The 18,510-nt window shown below is 74.3% G+C and carries 17 protein-coding genes; 7 read left to right on the top strand and 10 right to left on the bottom strand.

The features are described from left to right. Positions 1-3: 3 nt before the first annotated feature. Complete coding sequence (locus tag ACZ6S5_RS14285; protein ID WP_466000560.1) at positions 4-1,491, top strand: phytoene desaturase family protein; 1,488 nt, start codon at positions 4-6, stop codon at positions 1,489-1,491. Positions 1,492-1,513: 22 nt separating this feature from the next. Here ACZ6S5_RS14285 and ACZ6S5_RS14280 read toward each other — a convergent pair whose 3' ends face one another. Both ACZ6S5_RS14280 and metF read right to left on the bottom strand, forming a co-directional pair. Continuing rightward, complete coding sequence (locus tag ACZ6S5_RS14280) at positions 1,514-2,203, bottom strand: CDP-alcohol phosphatidyltransferase family protein (RefSeq protein WP_466000559.1); 690 nt, start codon at positions 2,201-2,203, stop codon at positions 1,514-1,516. A gap of 45 nt (positions 2,204-2,248) precedes the next feature. Further along, positions 2,249-3,166 carry a methylenetetrahydrofolate reductase [NAD(P)H] gene (metF, locus tag ACZ6S5_RS14275; RefSeq protein ID WP_466000558.1) on the bottom strand — a complete coding sequence of 306 codons (918 nt, stop codon included), beginning with the start codon at positions 3,164-3,166 and terminating at the stop codon, positions 2,249-2,251. Between the two features lie 212 nt (positions 3,167-3,378). Here metF and ACZ6S5_RS14270 point away from each other — a divergent pair, with 212 nt between their 5' ends. Together ACZ6S5_RS14270 and ACZ6S5_RS14265 are read left to right on the top strand one after the other, a co-directional pair. Beyond that, entirely contained in the window at positions 3,379-4,818 is a 1,440-nt protein-coding gene (locus tag ACZ6S5_RS14270) for a helix-turn-helix domain-containing protein (protein ID WP_466000557.1), read from the top strand. A 9-nt stretch (positions 4,819-4,827) separates the two neighbouring features. Next, positions 4,828-5,910 carry a polyprenyl synthetase family protein gene (locus tag ACZ6S5_RS14265; protein WP_466000556.1) on the top strand — a complete coding sequence of 361 codons (1,083 nt, stop codon included), beginning with the start codon at positions 4,828-4,830 and terminating at the stop codon, positions 5,908-5,910. Between the two features lie 123 nt (positions 5,911-6,033). Here the strand turns inward: ACZ6S5_RS14265 and ACZ6S5_RS14260 are convergent, their stop codons facing one another. Then, positions 6,034-6,420, bottom strand: a complete 387-nt coding sequence (locus tag ACZ6S5_RS14260) for an Rv2175c family DNA-binding protein (protein WP_466000555.1) — start codon at positions 6,418-6,420, stop codon at positions 6,034-6,036. 165 nt (positions 6,421-6,585) lie between these two features. Here ACZ6S5_RS14260 and pknB point away from each other — a divergent pair, with 165 nt between their 5' ends. Both pknB and ACZ6S5_RS14250 read left to right on the top strand, forming a co-directional pair. After that, the gene (gene pknB / locus ACZ6S5_RS14255; protein WP_466000554.1) at positions 6,586-8,568 is read left to right on the top strand and encodes a Stk1 family PASTA domain-containing Ser/Thr kinase; all 1,983 of its coding nucleotides are present in this window, start codon (positions 6,586-6,588) and stop codon (positions 8,566-8,568) included. An 8-nt stretch (positions 8,569-8,576) separates the two neighbouring features. After that, a complete protein-coding gene (locus ACZ6S5_RS14250; RefSeq protein WP_466000671.1) occupies positions 8,577-9,437 on the top strand; it encodes a deoxyribonuclease IV in 861 nt (286 codons plus the stop codon). A gap of 138 nt (positions 9,438-9,575) precedes the next feature. Here the strand turns inward: ACZ6S5_RS14250 and ACZ6S5_RS14245 are convergent, their stop codons facing one another. The 4 genes from ACZ6S5_RS14245 to ACZ6S5_RS14230 all read right to left on the bottom strand — a co-directional run bounded on the left by ACZ6S5_RS14245 (position 9,576) and on the right by ACZ6S5_RS14230 (position 14,485). Continuing rightward, positions 9,576-10,604 carry a threonine aldolase family protein gene (locus tag ACZ6S5_RS14245; RefSeq protein WP_466000553.1) on the bottom strand — a complete coding sequence of 343 codons (1,029 nt, stop codon included), beginning with the start codon at positions 10,602-10,604 and terminating at the stop codon, positions 9,576-9,578. After that, positions 10,597-12,003 (bottom strand): class II 3-deoxy-7-phosphoheptulonate synthase, encoded by a 1,407-nt coding sequence (locus tag ACZ6S5_RS14240; RefSeq protein WP_466000552.1) that lies wholly within the window; start codon positions 12,001-12,003, stop codon positions 10,597-10,599. Before ACZ6S5_RS14240 ends, ACZ6S5_RS14245 begins: the two co-directional genes overlap by 8 nt. 114 nt (positions 12,004-12,117) lie before the next feature. After that, complete coding sequence (locus ACZ6S5_RS14235) at positions 12,118-12,615, bottom strand: hypothetical protein (protein WP_466000551.1); 498 nt, start codon at positions 12,613-12,615, stop codon at positions 12,118-12,120. 226 nt (positions 12,616-12,841) lie between these two features. Then, complete coding sequence (locus ACZ6S5_RS14230) at positions 12,842-14,485, bottom strand: glycosyl hydrolase family 18 protein (protein ID WP_466000550.1); 1,644 nt, start codon at positions 14,483-14,485, stop codon at positions 12,842-12,844. A gap of 144 nt (positions 14,486-14,629) precedes the next feature. Between ACZ6S5_RS14230 and ACZ6S5_RS14225 the strand changes: the two genes are divergently transcribed. Beyond that, positions 14,630-15,118, top strand: a complete 489-nt coding sequence (locus ACZ6S5_RS14225) for a glutathione peroxidase (protein ID WP_466000549.1) — start codon at positions 14,630-14,632, stop codon at positions 15,116-15,118. 69 nt (positions 15,119-15,187) lie between these two features. Here the strand turns inward: ACZ6S5_RS14225 and ACZ6S5_RS14220 are convergent, their stop codons facing one another. Continuing rightward, positions 15,188-15,991 carry an SGNH/GDSL hydrolase family protein gene (locus ACZ6S5_RS14220; protein ID WP_466000548.1) on the bottom strand — a complete coding sequence of 268 codons (804 nt, stop codon included), beginning with the start codon at positions 15,989-15,991 and terminating at the stop codon, positions 15,188-15,190. Between the two features lie 237 nt (positions 15,992-16,228). Between ACZ6S5_RS14220 and ACZ6S5_RS14215 the strand changes: the two genes are divergently transcribed. Beyond that, positions 16,229-16,915: an NADPH-dependent F420 reductase gene (locus ACZ6S5_RS14215; RefSeq protein WP_466000547.1), complete on the top strand. Its 687-nt coding sequence runs from the start codon at positions 16,229-16,231 to the stop codon at positions 16,913-16,915. A 160-nt stretch (positions 16,916-17,075) separates the two neighbouring features. On the opposite strand, the gene ACZ6S5_RS14210 is transcribed toward ACZ6S5_RS14215, so the two are convergent. Together ACZ6S5_RS14210 and proC are read right to left on the bottom strand one after the other, a co-directional pair. After that, entirely contained in the window at positions 17,076-17,426 is a 351-nt protein-coding gene (locus ACZ6S5_RS14210; RefSeq protein ID WP_466000546.1) for a DUF2203 family protein, read from the bottom strand. A gap of 123 nt (positions 17,427-17,549) precedes the next feature. Continuing rightward, complete coding sequence (gene proC, locus ACZ6S5_RS14205) at positions 17,550-18,368, bottom strand: pyrroline-5-carboxylate reductase (RefSeq protein ID WP_466000544.1); 819 nt, start codon at positions 18,366-18,368, stop codon at positions 17,550-17,552. Between the last annotated feature and the right edge of the window lie 142 nt (positions 18,369-18,510).

Genomic DNA, 18,510 nt, shown 5'->3' with positions numbered 1-18,510 from the left:
GTCATGGCGCGGATCGTGGTCATCGGCGCCGGCGTGGGCGGCCTGGCCACCGCCGCCCGGCTGGCGGTCACCGGACACGAGGTCACCGTGTTCGAGCAGGCCGACACGGTCGGCGGCAAGCTCGGCCGGTACGCCCACGACACCCCGGAGGGAACGTACCGGTTCGACACCGGTCCCAGCCTGGTCACTCTGCCCCAGGTCTTCCACGACCTGTTCGAGGCGACCGGGGCGAAGCTCGACGAATACCTGGACCTGGTGCCGTTGGACCCGATCGTCCGGCACGTCTTTCCCGGTGGCGGGCCGACCCTGGACTCCTGCGCCGACCCGGCCGAGTTCACCGCCCGGATCGGCGCGGCCCTCGGCGACCGGGCCGCCGCGGACTGGCAGCGGCTCTGGCGGAGGGCCACCCGGGTCTGGGCGGCGTCGCACCGGGACATCCTCGGCCGGGCCATCGACTCCCCGCGGGACCTGGCCGCGCTGGCCTGGCGGCTCGGCGACCTCGCCGCCATCGGCCCCGGCCGCACCCTGCGCGGCCTCGGCCGCCGCCACCTGTCCGACCCGCGGCTGCGGATGCTGCTCGACCGGTACGCCACGTACACCGGCGCCGACCCGCGTCGCGCCCCGGCCGCCCTGGTCGCCGTCCCCTACGCGGAGCTGGCGTTCGGCGGCTGGTACCTGCGCGGCGGGCTGGGCACCCTCGCCGACGCGCTGCTGTCGCGCTGCCTGGACCTGGGCGTGGTGGTGGAGACCGGCACCACGGTCACCCGGATCGACGCCACCGGCGGCCGGGTGCACGGGGTACGCCTCGCCGGGGTGGCCGCGCCGGTCCCGGCCGACGTGGTGGTGGCCAACGTGGACGCGCTCACCCTCTACCGGAACCTGCTGCCCAGCCCACGCCGGCTGGCCGGGCTCACCGACCGCAGCCTGGCCGGCTTCGTGCTGCTGCTCGGCGTACGCGGGGACTCCGGGCTGGCCCACCACAACGTGTTCTTCCCCCGCGACCACGACGCCGAGTTCGACGCGGTCTTCGGCGACCCGGGGCGGGGCGTCCGGGCCCGGCCGGCCCTCGACCCGACGGTCTTCGTCACCGTGGCCGACGACCCGACGGTCCGGCCGGACGGGCACGAGGCGTGGTTCGTGCTGGTCAACGCCGCGCGCCACGGCACCGCCGCGGGCGCGGTCGACTGGCGCCGGCCGGGGCTCGCCGAGGCGTACGCCGACCGGATCCTCGACGTGCTCGCCGAGCGGGGCGTGGACGTCCGGGACCGGCTGGCGTTCCGGGAGATCCGTACCCCGGCCGACCTGGGCGCCGCCACCGGCGCGCCGGGTGGGGCCATCTACGGCACGGCCGGGGGGCTGCTCCGCCCGGCCAACCGGGGCCCGGCGGCGGGGTTGTGGCTGGTCGGCGGCTCCACCCATCCCGGCGGCGGCCTCCCCATGGTCACCCTGTCCGCGCAGATCGTCGCCGACGAGATCGGCGTCGCCTGGTAGCGGCCCGGCGGATCGGCGGCGGTCAGCCGGCGTCGATCAGGGCGCGGCGGACGGCGGAGAGGAGCTGCCCGAGGCCGAACCCGGCCAGCAGCACCCAGACCGTGGTCGTCATCGTGATGGTGCCGGCGATCAGGTCGGCGTCGATCAGCCCGGTGAGCCCGGTGACCAGCAGTCCGACCAGGGCCACGCACACCCGGGTCGGCCGCTCCCCCACGGTGACCGCGCCGATCTCCCGCATCCCGGCCGAGACCGCCCGCGCCCGGACGTACTCGTGCAGCCAGGACAGCCCACCGGCCGCGGCCGCCAGCGCGCCCGGCGCGCCGAGCAGCCAGAACGCGATCAGCCAGGCGGCCTCGCCGAGCCGGTCGGCGACCGAGTCGTAGACGTAGCCGAGCCGGGTGGTGCGGTTGGTGGCCACCGCCACCGCGCCGTCGACGCTGTCCGCCACGGCGGCCAGCAGCACGAACAGCGCGCCGAGGAACGGCCCGTCGCCCTCCCGCCCGACCAGCAGCGGTACGCAGAAGCAGAGCAGCACCCCGACCACGGTCACCGCGGTCGGGCCGACCCGGAGCCGGCCCAGGAGGTAGCCCACGTGGTAGGCGAAGCGCAGCCACGCGCGGACCACCGGGGCCGCCGCCCGGGGGTCGAAGCCGCCGTGCAGTCGCGCCCACGCGGTCGCGTACTGGTCCCAGTTCAGCTGTGTGCCCACCACGGGATCAACCGTAGAAGGGCGGGGCGGGTGTCGCGGGCCGGGTGGTCACACCCGTGCGTCGGCCCGCAGGTGCTGCCAGACCTCACGGGTGGCGGTGGACCGGTTGAGGGTGATGAAGTGGATCCCCGGCACGCCCTCGTCGAGCAGCTTGGCGCACATCTCGCTGGCCTGCTCGATGCCGAGCCGCCGGACCGCCTCCGGGTCGTCGGCCACCTTCTCGAACCGCGCGGCCAGCGCGGGCGGGAACGGCGCGCCGGAGAGCTGCACGGACCGCTCGATGGTGCCGATCTGGGTCACCGGCATCACCCCGGCCAGGATCGGGGTGTCGCAGCCGGCCGCCGCCGCCCGGTCCCGCAGCCGCAGGTAGTCGTCGGCGTCGAAGAACATCTGGGTGATCGCGAACGCGGCTCCCGCCCGGCACTTGCGGACGAAGTGCGCCGTGTCGCTGGCCACGTCCGGGGACCGCGGGTGCTTGTACGGGAAGGCGGCCACTCCGACGCTGAAGTCGCCGGCGTCGCGGATCAGCCGGACCAGCTCCTCGGCGTACCGCACGCCCTCCGGGTGCCGGACCCACTCGCCGCCCGGGTTGCCCGGCGGGTCGCCGCGGACGGCCAGCACGTTCCGGACGCCGACCGAGGCCAGCCGGCCGATGACGTGCCGTAGCTCGGCGACCGAGTGGTTGACCGCGGTCAGGTGCGCCATCGGCAGCAGGGTGGTCTCGGTGGCGATCCGCTCGGTCACCGAGACCGTGGTGTCCCGGGTCGAGCCGCCGGCGCCGTAGGTGATCGAGACGAACGAGGGGCGCAACGACTCCAGCTCGCGGATGGCCTGCCAGAGCAGCCGCTCCCCCTGCGGGGTCTTCGGCGGGAAGAACTCGAAGGAGAAGGTCGGCTGGCCGTCGCGGATCAGCTCCCCGATCGCCGGCTGCGGATTGGGGAGGACGGAGGGAAGACCGAGCGCCACGCCCCGACTGTAGTCGCCGCGTCCCGCCGTACCCAGGACATTCCCAGCCCGCGAGCACGGCACGGCGGAGCGTCGTACCCCAGGGGTAGAAACGGGGCAGCGCGGTGGGACCGGCCGGCGGCCGGCGCCCGGGGGCCCGCGCGGGGGTCAGCACGATCGGCGGCGCGCCGGGCACCCGCGCCGTCACCGCGCCGAAACCCGCCGGAGGACCGATGAGCCCGTTCCCGCCCGCCGACCCGCGCCCGCTCGGGCCGCTCCTGGCCGAGCTGCGGTCCGCGCGCGGCTGGAGCCAGCAGCGGCTCGCCGCGGCGCTCTGCGCCACCTCCGGCGTGCCGGCGCTGACCCGGCACGAGGTCTCCCGCTGGGAGCGTCAGCGCCGGCTCCCCGGCGACTTCTGGCTGGGCTGGCTCGCGGTGGTTCTCGGCGTGCCGGGTGGCCTGCTCGTCGACGCGGCGGCGCACAGCCGCCGGCTGGGCACGGTGCCGGCGGCGGTCGACCGGGTCGGCGCCCGTTCCCGGATCGCCCTGCTCACCCTGGCCCACCGCTGGGCGGCCGACCCGGACGGCGCGTCGCTCGGCGGCCCGCTCGCCGCGGCCGTCCCGGTGACGCCCGACGAAGCGCCGATACCGGACGGGTCGGGAGCGGACGGGCGGACACCGGGCAGGCCGGGAGCGGCCGGGCGGCCCGGGGACGATCTGACCGAACTGCGCCGCTGGGACGACCTGCTGGGCGGGGCGGACCTGGTTGGGCACGGCGCCCGCCGGTTGCACCGCGCGGTCCGGGTCTACCGGGCCACCGGGCCCGCCGGCCGGCGCCGACTGCTGCCGGAACTGGCCGAGTCCGCCCAGCTCGCCGGCTGGCTCGCCGCCGACGCCGGGGACGTGACCGGCGCCCTGGACGCCTACCGGCTGGCGCTGCGCGCGGCGGCCGCCGCCGATCGGGCGTTCGCCGGGCACGTGCTCGGTTCGGCGAGCCACCTGCTGGCCGGCGTGGGCGACCCGGCGGGGGCGCTGGCGCTGGCCCGCGCCGGGTACGCGGGCTGCCGGGACGCCGCCTCACCCGGGTTGCGGGCGCTGCTGCTGCACCGGGTGGCGTTCGCCGCCGCGCTCGCCGGGCGGTCCCGGGCCGCCCGGGGGGCCCTTGACGCGGCCGGGCGGACCGGGGATCCCGCACCGGGCCGGGAGCCGCCCTGGCTCTACTGGCTCGACCCGGCCGAGCTGGCCGCGCTGGCCGGTCGCACCCTGGTCGCGCTGGGCCGGCCCGGGCCGGCGATGCCGCTGCTGGCACCGGTCGCGGACGCTCCGGGCCGCCCCCGCCGGGCGGCGGTCTACGGCGGCTGGCTGGCTCGGGGGCACCTTCAGCTCGGCGACGTCGAGGCGGCCTGCGCGGTGGCCGGCGCCGCGCTGCTCGACGCGGTCCGGTCCGGCTCGCCCCGGGCGGTCGGCCAGCTCACCGAGGTCCGCCGCCGGCTGGCCGCGCACCGCGACGAGCCGGCGGCCCGGCGGTACGCCGACCTGCTCGCCGCGGCCCGCCCCTGGTTGCCGCTGCGGCCGGAGAACCGGCCCGGCGCGCCCCGGTCGCGACACTCCCGGGCCACCCCCCGCGCGCCACGCCGACCCGGCGACACGACGGGACCGGTGGGGACCGGCTAGCGTTCTGGCGTGACCCACGCTGCTCCCGTCTCCCCCGTCGACCGCGCCGGCCTGCGCCAGCGGATCGACAAGTCGCTCACCGAGTTCCTCGCCGGCCAGCGGGGCTGGCTGACGGCCGTCGACGACGGCCTGGTGCCGGTCGCCGAGGCGATCGAGGCGTTCGTGCTGGGCGGCGGGAAGCGGCTGCGCCCGGCCTTCGCGTACTGGGGCTACCGGGGCGCCGGCGGGGTCGACTCCGACCAGGTGGTGAGCGCCCTGGCGGCGCTGGAGTTCGTGCAGGCCAGCGCCCTGATCCACGACGACCTGATGGACCGTTCCGACACCCGGCGCGGCGAGCCGGCGGTGCACCGGCGGTTCGCGGCCCGACACCGGGCGGCGGGCTGGGGCGGCGACCCGGACGGGTTCGGGGACGCGGCGGCGATCCTCCTCGGCGACCTCTGCCTGGTCTGGTCGGACGAGCTGCTGCACTCGTCCGGCCTCGATCCACGTACGGTGGCCCGGGCCCGGCCGGTCTTCGACGAGATGCGCACCGAGGTGACCGTCGGGCAGTACCTGGACGTGCTGACCCAGGCCACCGGGGACACCTCGCGGGAGCGGGCCGGCAAGGTGGCCCGCTACAAGTCGGCGAAGTACACGGTCGAGCGGCCGCTGCTGCTGGGCGCCGCGCTGGCCGACGCGCCGGCCGAGGTGCACGCCGCGTACTCGGCGTACGGGCTGCCGCTGGGCGAGGCGTTCCAGCTCCGCGACGACGTGCTGGGCGTCTTCGGGGACCCGGAGCGCACCGGCAAGCCGGCCGGCGACGACCTGCGCGAGGGCAAGCGGACCTACCTGGTGGCGGCGGCCCTGGAGGCGCTCGACGAGGCCGGCCGGGAGTTGCTGCTCGGCGGGCTCGGCGATCCGGGGTTGGACGCCGACGGGGTGACCCGGCTGCGCGAACTGATCACGGCGAGCGGGGCGCTGGAGCGTACCGAGCGGCGCATCGCCGCGCTGACCGAGAGCGCCCTGGCCGCCCTGACCACGGTCGACCTGGACACCGAGGCCCGGCAGGCCCTGGTCGACCTGGCCATCGCCGCCACCCGCCGCACCGACTGACCCCCCGCCCCCGCCCGCCCCGCCCACCGACGGTCGATCATGAGGTTGGCGGCGAAGTGGATCTCCATCGGCGCCGCCAACCTCATGATCGACGAGGGCCCCGCGGAGGGGGCGCTGGGTGGGTCAGAAGCCGAGGGCCTGGGCGCGGCGCTTGACCTCGCGGGCCTGGTCGCTGGCGAGGGTGGCGGCGAGCGTGCCGGCGGGGAGGGTGGAATCCTCCTCGTAGAGCCAGCGCAGCGCCTCCTCGTCGTCGTACCCGGCGTCGGCGAGCAGGTTGAGCACGCCGGGCAGGTGCTTGAGCACGGTGCGGTTGGCCACCAGGTCGGCCGGCACCCGGCGTACGCCGTCCCGGCGTACCGCGATCAGCTCGCGGTCCCGGATCATCTGGTGCACCTTGCTGATCGACAGGTCGAGGCGCTCGGCCACGTCCGGCAGGGTCAGCCAGCCGGCCGGATCGGTGGGCCCGGGCAGGCCGGCGGCGGCCTGGTCGGCGGGTACGGAATCGGTCACCCGACCACCCTGCCACGTGCCGCGCCGGTCCTCGCACCGGCACCCCGTCCGGCGCGGGACGGCCCTGGTCGGAGGGTCCCGCGTGCGCGTCGGGACCGCCGGGTCGCACCCCCGCTGTAGCATCCTGTTCAACCTTCACCCGATGGACACATAGACTTCCTGCCGATGGACACACAGGTCGCCGACACGTTGCTGGGCTCGCTGATCGACGGGCGCTACCGCATCCGCGGTCGCGTGGCCCGTGGCGGCATGGCGACCGTGTACACCGCCACCGACGAGCGCCTGGAGCGCACCGTGGCGGTCAAGATCATTCATCCGACCCAGGCGCCCGAGGCCCGGGCCCGCCTGGCCGGGTTCGTGACGCGGTTCACCGACGAGGCGAAGACCATCGCCCGGCTGACCCACCCCAACGTGGTGGCGGTCTACGACCAGGGCACCCACGCCGGCCTCCCCTATCTGGTGATGGAGTACGTGCGGGGGCGCACCCTGCGCGACGTGCTGATCGAGCGGCGGCGGCTCGACCCGGACGAGGCGCTGGCCATCGCCGAGCAGATGCTCGCCGCGATCGCCGCCGCACACCGGGCCGGCCTGGTGCACCGTGACGTCAAGCCGGAGAACGTGCTGGTCGCCGAGGCGCCCACCGGCGGCCCCGCCAACCTGGTGGACAGCGTGGTCAAGGTGGCCGACTTCGGGCTGGCCCGGGCGGTCGAGGCGAGCGCCGAGGAGGAGAACGGCAACCAGCTGATGGCGACCGTGGCGTACGTCGCCCCGGAGCTGGTCACCGAGGGCCGCGCCGACCCGCGCACCGACGTCTACTCGGCCGGCATCGTGCTGTTCGAGATGCTCACCGGCCGGGTGCCGTACGACGGCGACCGCCCGGTGGAAGTCGCGTGGCAGCACGTCGACCGGGACGTGCCCGCCCCCTCGACGCTGGTCCCGGGGCTGCCCAAGGTCCTCGACGACCTGGTCGGCCGGGCCACCCGCCGGGATCCGGGCGCCCGGCCCACCGACGCCGGCGCGCTGCTGGCCGAGGTGCAGGTGGTGCGGGACGATCTGGGCAACTCCAACTCGCACACCGCGGTGCTGCGCCGGGTGGACGACACCGCCCCGGTGTCCCAGCCGACCATGGTGGTGGCGGCGGTCCGGCCGGCCGACCGCCCGGCCTGGGCCCGGCTGCCGGAGGGGGGCGGGCCGCGCCCGCACCGCCGCCGGGCCGCCACCGAGGACGAGAGCCTCGGTTCCCGGCTGACCGGCGTGCGTACCCGGGTGATGGGCTCCCCCCGCGGCCGGCTGGCGGTCGCCGCGGCGGCCGTGGTGCTCGGCCTGGTGGCCGCGGTCGGCGGCTGGTGGTTCGGGGTGGGCCGCTACACGGTCGCCCCGCAGCTGGTCAGCCTGACCAAGGCCGAGGCGCAGGCGCAGGCCGCCCGGGGCGGCTTCACCGTCCGCTACGCCGAACCGCACTACGACGAGAAGGTCCCCAAGGACAGCGTGCTGGGGCAGAACCCGGCCTCCGCGGCGCGGATCCTCAAGGGCGGCACGATCACCCTCACCCTCTCCCTCGGCCCGGAGCAGCTGCCGGTGCCGGACGTGGTGGGCCAGGACTTCGAGCTGGCCAAGACCCAGCTGACCGACGCCAAGCTGGTCCCGGTGAAGGGCGCCGCCCGGTACAGCGACGAGCTGCCCGCCGGGGTGGTGCTGGACACCAACCCGAAGGTGGGCACGGTGGTCAAGCCGGGCGCCAAGGTGACCCTGGTGCTGAGCAAGGGCCGCGCGCCGATCAGCGTGCCGAACCTGGTCGGCAAGAACATCAACGAGGCACGGGGGATCCTCGCCCAGCTCGGGTTGACCCCGGTCGAGACGTACAAGGACTCCGACAAGCCCAAGGACGAGGTGCTCGGCCAGAGCCCGGCCGACGGCACCGGCGTGGAGAAGGGCGCCCAGGTCAAGCTGGAGATCAGCAAGGGCCCGGCGCAGGTGGTCGTGCCCCGGGTCGTCGACATGCCGTGCCAGCAGGCCAAGCAGGTGCTGGAGAGCCAGGGTTTCCCGGTCAACATCCAGCTCAATCCCAACGGGGTGGCCCGCTTCCAGAACCCGGGCGAGAACACGCCGGTGCCCCCCGGCACCACGGTCACGGTGACCTGCCTGTGAGCGGCCCGTTGAGCGCGCGGCGGCGGGTCGGCTCGCACACCCTCACCTCCGGCGGCCTGGCGAAGGCGGCGCTGCCGTACGTCGACGCGGCCGCCTCCGAGGTGGTGCAGGTCTACGTCGCCAACTCACGGGGCTGGGCCCTGCCGGCGGGCGACCCGGCGCAGGACTCGCTGTTCCGGGACGGCTGCGGCGAGCGCGGCGTGCCGGTCTTCATCCACGCCTCGCTGCTGGTCAACCTGGGCTCCCCCACCCCGGCCACGGTCGAGCGGTCGGCGCAGACCCTGGCGCACGCGCTGCGCCGGGGCCGGGCGATCGGCGCCGAGGGGGTGGTCTTCCACGCGGGCAGCGCGGTGGACGCCGGGCACGCCGAGGCGGCGATGCGGCAGGTACGCGAGGCCCTGCTGCCGCTGCTCGAGGAGACCGCGGCGGCCGGCGGACCGATGCTGCTGGTGGAGCCGAGCGCCGGGGGCGGCCGGTCGCTGGCCAGCCGGGTCGAGCACCTGGGCCCCTACCTGGACGCGGTGGAGCGGCACCCGATGATGGGCGTCTGCTTCGACACCTGCCACGCCTGGGCCGCCGGGCACGACCTGGCCGCCGAGGGCGGGATGACCGCGACGCTGGACACCCTGGTCACCACGGTGGGAGCGGACCGGTTGAAGCTGGTGCACGCGAACGACTCGAAGGACCTGTGCGGTTCGACCCGGGACCGGCACGAGAACATCGGCAAGGGCACCATCGGCGAGCCGGCGTTCGCCGAGCTGATGCGCCACCCGGCCACCGCCGGCGTTCCGGTGCTGGTGGAGACCCCCACGGAGAAGCACGTCGGCCACGCCGCCGACATCGCCGCCCTCAAGCGCCTCCACCCCTGACCGATCCCCACCCAGGGCACCCCGCGCCGCACCCATGGCGTTGATCAAGAAGTTTGCGTCACCCGGCCAGCGGACTTCGACGCAAACTTCTTGATCAACAAGGGCGCGGCGGCCGACGCGGCGCTGCCGCACATGCCGTCAGCCGCGGAGGGTGGCCGCGAGGATGTCGGCGGCCCGGTCGACGGCCTCGTCCGACACGTCGAGGTGGGTGACCAGGCGGGCGGTACGGGGGCCGAGCACCGAGATCAGCAGGCCCTCCGCCCGGGCGGCGGCCGCCAGGGCCTTCGCGTCGAGCGGGTGCTTGGTCAGGTCGAGCGGGACGATGTTGGTCCGCACCGGGGTGGCCAGCACCCCGAACGGGGCGACCGCCTCGGCCAGCCGGGCCGCCTTGGCGTGGTCCTCGGCGAGCCGCCGCACGTGGTGCGCCAGGGCGTACCGGCCGGCGGCGGCGAGGAGGCCGACCTGCCGCATGCCGCCGCCCATCCGCTTGCGGACGAACCGGGCCCGCGCGATCTTCTCCGCGCTGCCCACCACCACCGAGCCGACCGGCGCGCCGAGGCCCTTGGAGAGGCACACCGACAGGGTGTCGAAGAGCGCGCCGTACTCGTGCAGCGGGACGCCGTCGGCGACGTGCGCGTGCCAGATCCGGGCACCGTCGCAGTGCAGGGCCAGCTCGTGCTCGTCGGCGATCCGGCGCAGCTCGCGCAGGGTCGCCAGCGGGATCACCCCACCGCCGCCCCGGTTGTGGGTCTGCTCGACGGCGATCGCCCGGGTCGGCACCGCGAAGTAGCCGTCGGGGCGGACCATCCCGGCCACCACGTCCGGGTCGATCTCCGCGCCGACCGCCGGCCAGGTCCGCGACGAGATCCCGCCGTACGCGGCCGCCGCGCCGATCTCGTACGTGACGACGTGCGCGTCGGCGTCGCAGAGCAGCTCGTCCCCGGGCGGCACCAGCAGCTGGAGGGCGATCTGGTTGGCCATCGAGCCGGTCGGGGCGAAGAGCGCGGCCTCGTGCCCGAAGAGCGCGGCGACCTCGGCCTCCAGCGCGGCGACGGTGGGGTCCTCGCCGTACACGTCGTCGCCGACCTCGGCGGCGGCCATCGCCTCCCGCATCCCGGCGGTGGGCCGGGTCACGGTGTCCGAACGCAGATCAACAAACTCAGCCACGCAGCATCTCCGCAACCAGGAAGGCCAGCTCCAGCGACTGCTGGGTGTTCAGTCGCGGGTCGCAGGCGGTCTCGTACCGGTCGGGCAGGTCGAGGTCCTCGATGCCCTGGGCGCCGCCGAGGCACTCGGTGACGTCCTCGCCGGTCAGCTCGACGTGCAGCCCGCCCGGGTGGGTCTCCAGGCCGCGGTGCACCTCGAAGTAGCCGAGCACCTCGTCGACGATCCGGTCGAAGTGCCGGGTCTTGTAGCCGTTCGAGGACTCGTGGGTGTTGCCGTGCATCGGGTCGCACTGCCAGACCACCTTGGCGCCGGCCGCGGTGACCTTGGCGACGATCGGCGGCAGGGCGTCCCGGACCCGGTGGTTGCCCATCCGGCTGATCAGGGTGAGCCGGCCGGGGATGTTGTCCGGGTTGAGCTTCTCGCACAGCTCGATGGCCTCGTCCGGGGTGGTCGTCGGGCCGAGCTTCACGCCGATCGGGTTGGCGATCCGGGAGATGTAGTCGATGTGCGCGCCGTCGATCTGCCGGGTGCGCTCACCGATCCAGAGGAAGTGCCCGGAGAGGCCGTACGCCCGGTTGCCGGAGATCCGGGTGAGCGCCCGGTCGTACTCCAGCGCGAGGGCCTCGTGGGAGCAGTGGAGGGTGACCGTCCGCAGCGCCTCGTCGTCGGTCATCCCGCAGGCCCGGATGAACGCGATGGCCCGGTCGATCTCCCGGGCGATCGCCTCGTAGCGCTCGCCGGCCGGCGACTGCCGGACGAAGTCCTTATTCCAGTCGTGCACCGCGTGCAGGTCGGCCAGCCCGCCGGCCAGGTACGCCCGGAGCATGTTCATCGCGGCGGCCGAGTTGGCGTACGCCCGGATCATGCGCTGCGGGTCGGCGACCCGCGCCTCCGGCGTGGCCTCCAGCGAGTTGATCATGTCGCCGCGGTACGCGGGGAGACCGCGCGCGTCGGTGGGCAGCGACCGGGGCTTGGTGTACTGGCCGGCGACCCGGGCCACCTTCACCACCGGCAGGGACGCGCCGTAGGTCAGCACGATCGCCATCTGGAGCAGCGTGCGGGCGTTGGCCAGCAGGTGGCTCTCGGTGTTGTCGGCGAAGGTCTCCGCGCAGTCCCCGCCCTGGAGCAGGAACGCCTTGCCCTCGCAGACCAGCGCGAGGCGCTGCCGGAGCTGGTCGACCTCGTACGGGGCGACCACCGAGGGCACCGTGTCGAGCACCTTGCAGACCTCGGCGACCCGGACCGGGTCCGGCCAGGGCGGGGTCTGGGCGCGGGGCAGGTCCCGCCAGCGGTCCAGGCCGAGGGCCGCGTCCTCGGCGGAGTCGACGGTCGGACGGCTGGTCTGCAGGCTCGGGCTGCCCACCGCGGGGTGACTCAGTTGATGCCACTCATGGCGCATGACAGAAAGCGTACGGCGACCGCCGGGGCGACCCGCCGCCGAGGGGGAGGGTTCCGGCCACTGGGAGACGCCCGCCACACCGGGGTGGGAACGCAGGTCAGCCCGGGTGGCGGGTCACGGGGTGGTGGCCGGCTCCGGGGTGTTGCCGCCCGGCGCCTCGCCGTCGATGCACCAGTCGGCCCCGCTGCGGGTGACGGTGAACAGCAGCGGCCGGGTGGCCTTGCGGCCGCTGACGGCGACCGTCACGGCCGTGCTGACCTCCTGGCCGTGCGGGCCGGACCGGACGTCGGTGATCGTGGCCGCCGGCACGGTGAAGTGGTCGGCGAAGTCACCGTTCGGGCCGGTGGCATCGGCGTCGAAGGCGGCCTGCGCGGGCGCGCAGAGCTGGCTGCGGCCGGCGTCGACGTCCTTGGCGGCCATCGCGTCGAGGTACGCCTGCACCCGTTCCCGGCTCTTGGCGGCGGCCTCCTCGGCCGGGGCCTTCTGCGGCGCGCCGGAGCCGGCACCGCCGCCGGAATCGCCCCCGCCGGTGAGGCCGCAGCCGGTCAGGGCGACCGGTAGGAGCGCGAGCAGGGCAGCGCCGGTGGCCACCCTCCGGTGCGGCTGACCCATCGGTCCCTCCCATCGAGCCCGGGGCATCGAGACGTGCCGAGCCGCGAGTGTGTCACATCGACCCGCGCGGCGGTCGGCGACCTCCCTCCCCATCCTCACCCCGGACGCCTCGACCGGCCGGACGGCACGCGGCGGCCGCCCGGCGCGGGCCGGTGGTCGGAGACGCGGGCGGGGAGGGGCCGGTGCGGCCCCTCCCCGCCGGGTGGGTGGTGCGTCGGCCCTCGGCTCAGCCGAGACCGCCCTTGATGGCGCTGATCAGCTCACCGTTGCTGGTGTCACCGGAGAGCTCCCAGAAGAACGCGCCACCGAGGCCCTGGTTGTTCGCGTACGTCATCTTGCCGCCGATGGTGGCCGGGGTGTCGTAGCTCCACCAGTTCGAGCCGCACTTGGCGTACGCGGTGCCGGCGATCGTGCCGGTCGCCGGGCAGGTGTTCCTGAGCACCTTGTAGTCCTCGATGCCCTGCTCGTAGGTGCCGGGCGCCGGGCCGGTGGCGGTCCCGCCCGGGGCGGTCTGGGTGACCCCGGTCCAGCCCCGGCCGTAGAAGCCGATGCCGAGCAGCAGCTTGTCGGACGGGATGCCCTTGGACTTGAGCTTCTGGATCGCCGCGTCGGACCAGAAGCCCTGCTGCGGGATGCCGGTGTACGAGGTGAGCGGCGAGTGCGGCGCGGTCGGACCCTGGGCCGCCCAGGCGCCGAAGTAGTCGTACGTCATCGGCATGAGCCAGTTGAGGTACGGCGCGGCGCCGGCGTAGTCGGTGGCGTCGATCTTGCCGCCGCTGCTGCCGTCGGCGGTGATCGCCGCGGTGACCAGGAAGCTGGAGCCGAACCTGGCCCGCAGCGCGCTGATCACGTTCTTGAAGGCGTTCGGGCCGCTGGCGTCGCACTGCAGGCCGCAGGCGTTCGGATACTCCCAGTCGATGTCGATGCCGTCGAAGACGTCGGCCCAGCGGGAGTCCTTGATCAGCGCGTAGCACGAGTCGGCGAACGCGGCCGGGTTCTGCGCGGCCTGGGTGAAGCCGGCCGACCAGGTCCACCCGCCGAAGGACCAGATCACCTTCAGGTTCGGGTACATCTTCTTCAGCTTGCGGAGCTGGTTGAAGTTGCCGCGCAGCGGCTGGTCCCAGGTGTCGGCCACGCCGTCCACGCTGTCCGCCGCGGTGTACGCCTTGTCGTAGTCGGCGTAGCTGTCACCGATGGTGCACCGGCCGCCGGTGGTGTTGCCGAAGGCGTACAGCAGGTGGGTCATCTTGGCGGCCGACCCGCTGGTGTGGACGTTCTTCACGTGGTAGTTGCGGCCGTAGACGCCCCACTCGGTGAAGTAGCCGACGACCTTCTTCCCGCCCGAGGGCGGCGGGGTCGTGGGCGGCGGGGTGGTGGGCGAGGGGGTCGGCGAGACCGTGGGCGAGGGGGTCGGGGACGCGGTCGGCGAGGTGGTCGGGGACGGGGCGCTGGTGGTCGGGGTGCCGCCGCCGGAGCAGGACCCGCCGTTGACCGTGCAGTTCAGCGGTGCCGCGTACGGGCCGGTGCCGTTGTAGCCCCAGCTGAAGCTGGCCCCGGGGGCGAGCGGCCCGGCCCAGCTCTTCTTGACCGCCACGTAGTGGGTGCCGCTGCTGGTGACGTCGGCGTCCCAGAAGCTGCTGATGGTCGTGCCGGCCGGCAGGTCGAACTCGATACGCCAGGTGTCCACGCTGGCGCTGGTGCCGTTGGTGACGGTCACCTTCGTCTCGTGACCGGTCCCCCAGTCCTGCACCTTGGTGAAGGTGGCGGTCACGCTGCCCGCGGCGGAGGCGGTCGCCAGAGGCATCGCCGCGGCCACCAGCGCGACCACGGCGCCGGTGGCCCAGAGGGCCCGGCGGAGCGATCTCTTCATACGGCGTCTCCCCAATAGTTAGGAAACTTTCCTGATTGAATGCTGAGACGCTACTCACGCCGTCATCACTTCGTCAAGATGTAGATGCTTCGATCTCTGGTCGCCCGGCCCCGCCCCCCGCCGCCGGGCGCGTAGCCTCGGCGCATGAGCGTTTTCGACGTACGGATCGACGCCCTCTCCGGCGGCCCGGCGGACCTCGCGCGGTACCGGGGCCGCGCCCTGCTGGTGGTCAACGTGGCCTCGCGGTGCGGGCTGACCCCGCAGTACGCCGGCCTCCAGACCCTCGCCGACGCCTACGCCGACCGGGGGCTGACCGTGCTCGGGGTGCCGTGCAACCAGTTCGCCGGGCAGGAGCCCGGCACGGCCGCCGAGATCGAGGAGTTCTGCCAGGTCAACTACGGGGTGACCTTCCCGCTGACGGAGAAAATCGACGTCAACGGCCCCGACCGGCACCCGCTCTACGCGGAGCTGGTGTCCACGCCGGACGCCGAAGGCCACACCGGCGACATCCGGTGGAACTTCGAGAAGTTCCTGGTCGCGCCGGACGGCACGGTGGCGGCCCGGTTCGCCCCGCAGGTCACCCCGGACTCCCCCGAGCTGCGGGCCGCGATCGAGAAGGTGCTGCCGGCCTGATCCACCCGACGACCCACACCAAAGACCGCGCCCACCCGGTCGGGTGGGCGCGGTCGCGCGTGGGACCGGTCAGCCCGCGACGGACTTGAAGACCGGGTAGTAGCCGCCGGACTGCCCGGCCGCCGTCGGGTGGTACGAGATGGTCAGGTTGAGGTAGTTCAACGCGTGCAGCCACTTCTCGCCGTAGCTGCACAGCTGGTGCCCGATGAAGATCGAGCGCACGTCGGCGAATTTGAAGCCGGCCGAGGTGGCGGCGGACCGGGTGATGTCGTCGACCAGGTTGATGCCCTCGTTGATCTTGGCGCGCGAGTTGTAGCTGAGCCCGACGCAGAGGGTGTCGAGCTGGTAGAAGACCGGGTAGCCGACGACCACGACACGCGCCGACGGCGACCGGCTCTTGATCCCGTTGTAGACGTTGGCCAGCTTGCCGGGCAGCTCCGTGCGGGCCTTGTCCTCGGCCGCCTGGACGGCGGCGACGCACTGCGTCTCGCCGTAGAGCACGCAGGTGGTCATGATGTTGGAGAAGCCGACGTCGTTGCCGCCGACCGTGATGCTGACCAGCGTGGTGGTCGACGACAGGGCGGAGAGCTGGCCGTTGATGACGGTCGCCGTGGTCGCGCCCGAGCAGGCCACCGAACGGTACGAGGCCGGCTGGACGTTGGTGGCGTAGAGCGCCGGATAGGCGTTGGTGCTGCGCAGGCAGGACCCGCTCTCCGTGGTGTAGCTGTCGGCGCCGACGCCCGAGGCGTACGAGTCGCCGAGCGCGACGTACCGGTCGGTGGCGGCGGCCTGGGCGGGGGCGGCCAGCGTCAACATGACGCCAAGGGACGAGGCCAACGTCAGGGCGAGGGTGGCAAGACGGGATCTCCGCACGTCGCACTCCTGGGGGTGGGAAGTGGTGGTGGGAGATAGATATCAATAGATAGGACACTCACGGAAGATCAACAATTCGCACAGGATGCCGATAGACCCTAATGGATACAAAACATTGCCATCCTATGACCGAGCTGTGAAGGTTTCCGCCATCACTGTCCGTTGTCGACCATCCGGGCGGACAACCCACCGGCGCGGTCGGGAATGCGGGGCGGCGCGGGCCGGTTGGCACCGGACATGACGACTGTGGGACTGATCGGCAGCGGCAACATCGGCGGCACCGTGGCCCGGCTCGCGGTGGCCGCGGGCCACGACGTGGTGCTCAGCAACTCACGCGGCCCGGAGACCCTCAAGGAACTGGTCGATGAGCTGGGCCCGCGGGCGCGGGCGGCCACCCCGGCCGAGGCGGCGGCGGCCGGTGACCTGGTGGTGGTCACCATCCCGCTGCGCGCCTACCGGGAGGTGCCCGCCGGGCCGCTCGCCGGCAAGGTGGTCATCGACACCAACAACTACTACCCGGAGCGGGACGGCCGGTTCCCGGAGCTGGACGACGAGTCGACCACCACCAGCGAACTGCTCCAGCGGCACCTGCCCGAGGCGCGGGTGGTCAAGGGCTTCAACAACATCTTCTTCCGGCACCTGCTCGCCCTGGCCCGGCCGGCCGGCGCGGCGGACCGCAGCGCCCTGCCGATCGCCGGCGACGACGCGGCGGCCAAGGACAGCGTCACCACGTTCCTCGACTCGATCGGCTACGACGCGGTCGACGTCGGCCCGCTCGCCGAGGGCTGGCGGTTCCAGCGCGACACCAGCGCGTACGCCGCCCTCTACGCGGCCGACCCGGCCGACTGGGAGCGGCCGGCGCCGGTGGACGCGGCCGAGCTGCGCGCCGCCCTCGCCGCCGCCCGCCGGTACGCCGACAGCTGACCGTCCGGTCCGGAGGGTGGGCCGGCCTTCCCGCCCTCCGGACCGCCTGCTCGACACCGGTTCGCGGCATGTCGGGGCGTCGAGGGCCGCGGATGCCCCGGCTTACGGCGGGTCGGGTGGATCAAGCGGGCCGCGGCGCCGGTCCGGGGGCGGGTGAGGTTCAGACCGGGCGGCGGCCGGCGAAGCCGCACTCGGCGCGGTGGTACCAGCGCACGTCGTCGTCCCCCTCCAGCCAGCACCAGAGCACCGCGCGGCCGTCGCGCTCGCCGGGGAAGTCCAGCAACACCGGGGCGATGCCCTTGACCTGGATGTCGTGCTGGTGGAGATCCTCCAGCACGGCATGCAGCCGCGCCTCCAGGGACTTCAGCTCAGCCCGGCCACCCAGCACGCTGACCCCGTGATCGGCCAGGTCGGCGCGCAGCTCGGCCAGGTCGGCCCGGAGCCGGATCAGCTCGTCGACGCGTGGTCGCAGGGTGGCCACCAGGTGACGCGCCTGGGCGAGAGTGAACACCGCGCCAGTATGGGGCACGACCGTGCCCGTCGCCGCTTCCTCGGGATCAGCTTCGGGTCGGCGAGGTGGGGGTGTCGGCCGACGTCGGACACCCCGATGTCGCCGAACTGGAGTGCGAGCGGCTCAGTCGGCCTGGGCGGCCAGCTCGCGGGCCCGGTCCCGGGCCGCCTCCAGCGCCGCCAGCATGGCCGCGCGTACGCCGTGGTTCTCCAGCTCGCGGATGGCGGAGATGGTGGTGCCGGCCGGCGAGGTGACCGCCTCGCGGAGCTTGACCGGGTGCTCACCGGAGTCGCGCAGCATCACCGCCGAGCCGATGGCGGTCTGCACGATCAGCTCGTGCGCCACCTGGCGCGGCAGCCCGAGCAGGATGCCGGCGTCGATCATCGCCTCGACCAGCAGGTAGAAGTAGGCAGGCCCGGAGCCGGAGAGGGCGGTCACCGCGTCCTGCTGCGACTCGGGCACCCGGAGGGTGGCGCCGAGCGGCTTGAACATCTCCTCGGCCAGCGCCAGGTGCGCGCCGGTGGCGTGGGCGCCCGCGGAGATGGCGCTCATCGCCTCGTCGACCAGCGCCGGCGTGTTGGTCATCACCCGGACGACCGGGGTGCCCTCGGGCAGCCGCCGATTGAAGAAGCTGGTGGGCAGGCCGGCGCAGAGCGAGATGACCAGCTTGTCGGCGGGCACCTTGAGGCCGATCTCGTCCAGCAGCGCGGCCGCGTCCTGCGGCTTGACCGAGATGGCGAGCACCTCCGCCTCGTCCACCGCGGTGAGGTTGTCCACCACCCGTACGCCGTACCGGGCGGTCAGCTCCTCGGCGCGGCTGCGCCGCCGGGCGGTGGCGAGCAGCCGCTCCACCGGCCAGCCGGAGCGGAGCAGCCCGGAGAGCATCAGTTCGCCGATCTTGCCCGCGCCGATCACCGCGACGGTGTGCACCTCGGGTGCCATGACGCCGTACCCCTCTCGCCTCGCGGCGGGGGGGGGGGGGGGGGGGGGGGGGGGGGGGGGGGGGGGGGGGGGGGGGGGGGGGGGGGGGGGGAGGGGGGGGGGGGGGGGGGGGGGGAGGGGGTGGGGGGGGGGGATGAGGGGA

Source organism: Micromonospora sp. NPDC051924 (assembly GCF_055586005.1).
Note: the sequence above shows the minus strand (reverse complement) of the source record. Positions and strands in the feature narration are given on the sequence as shown.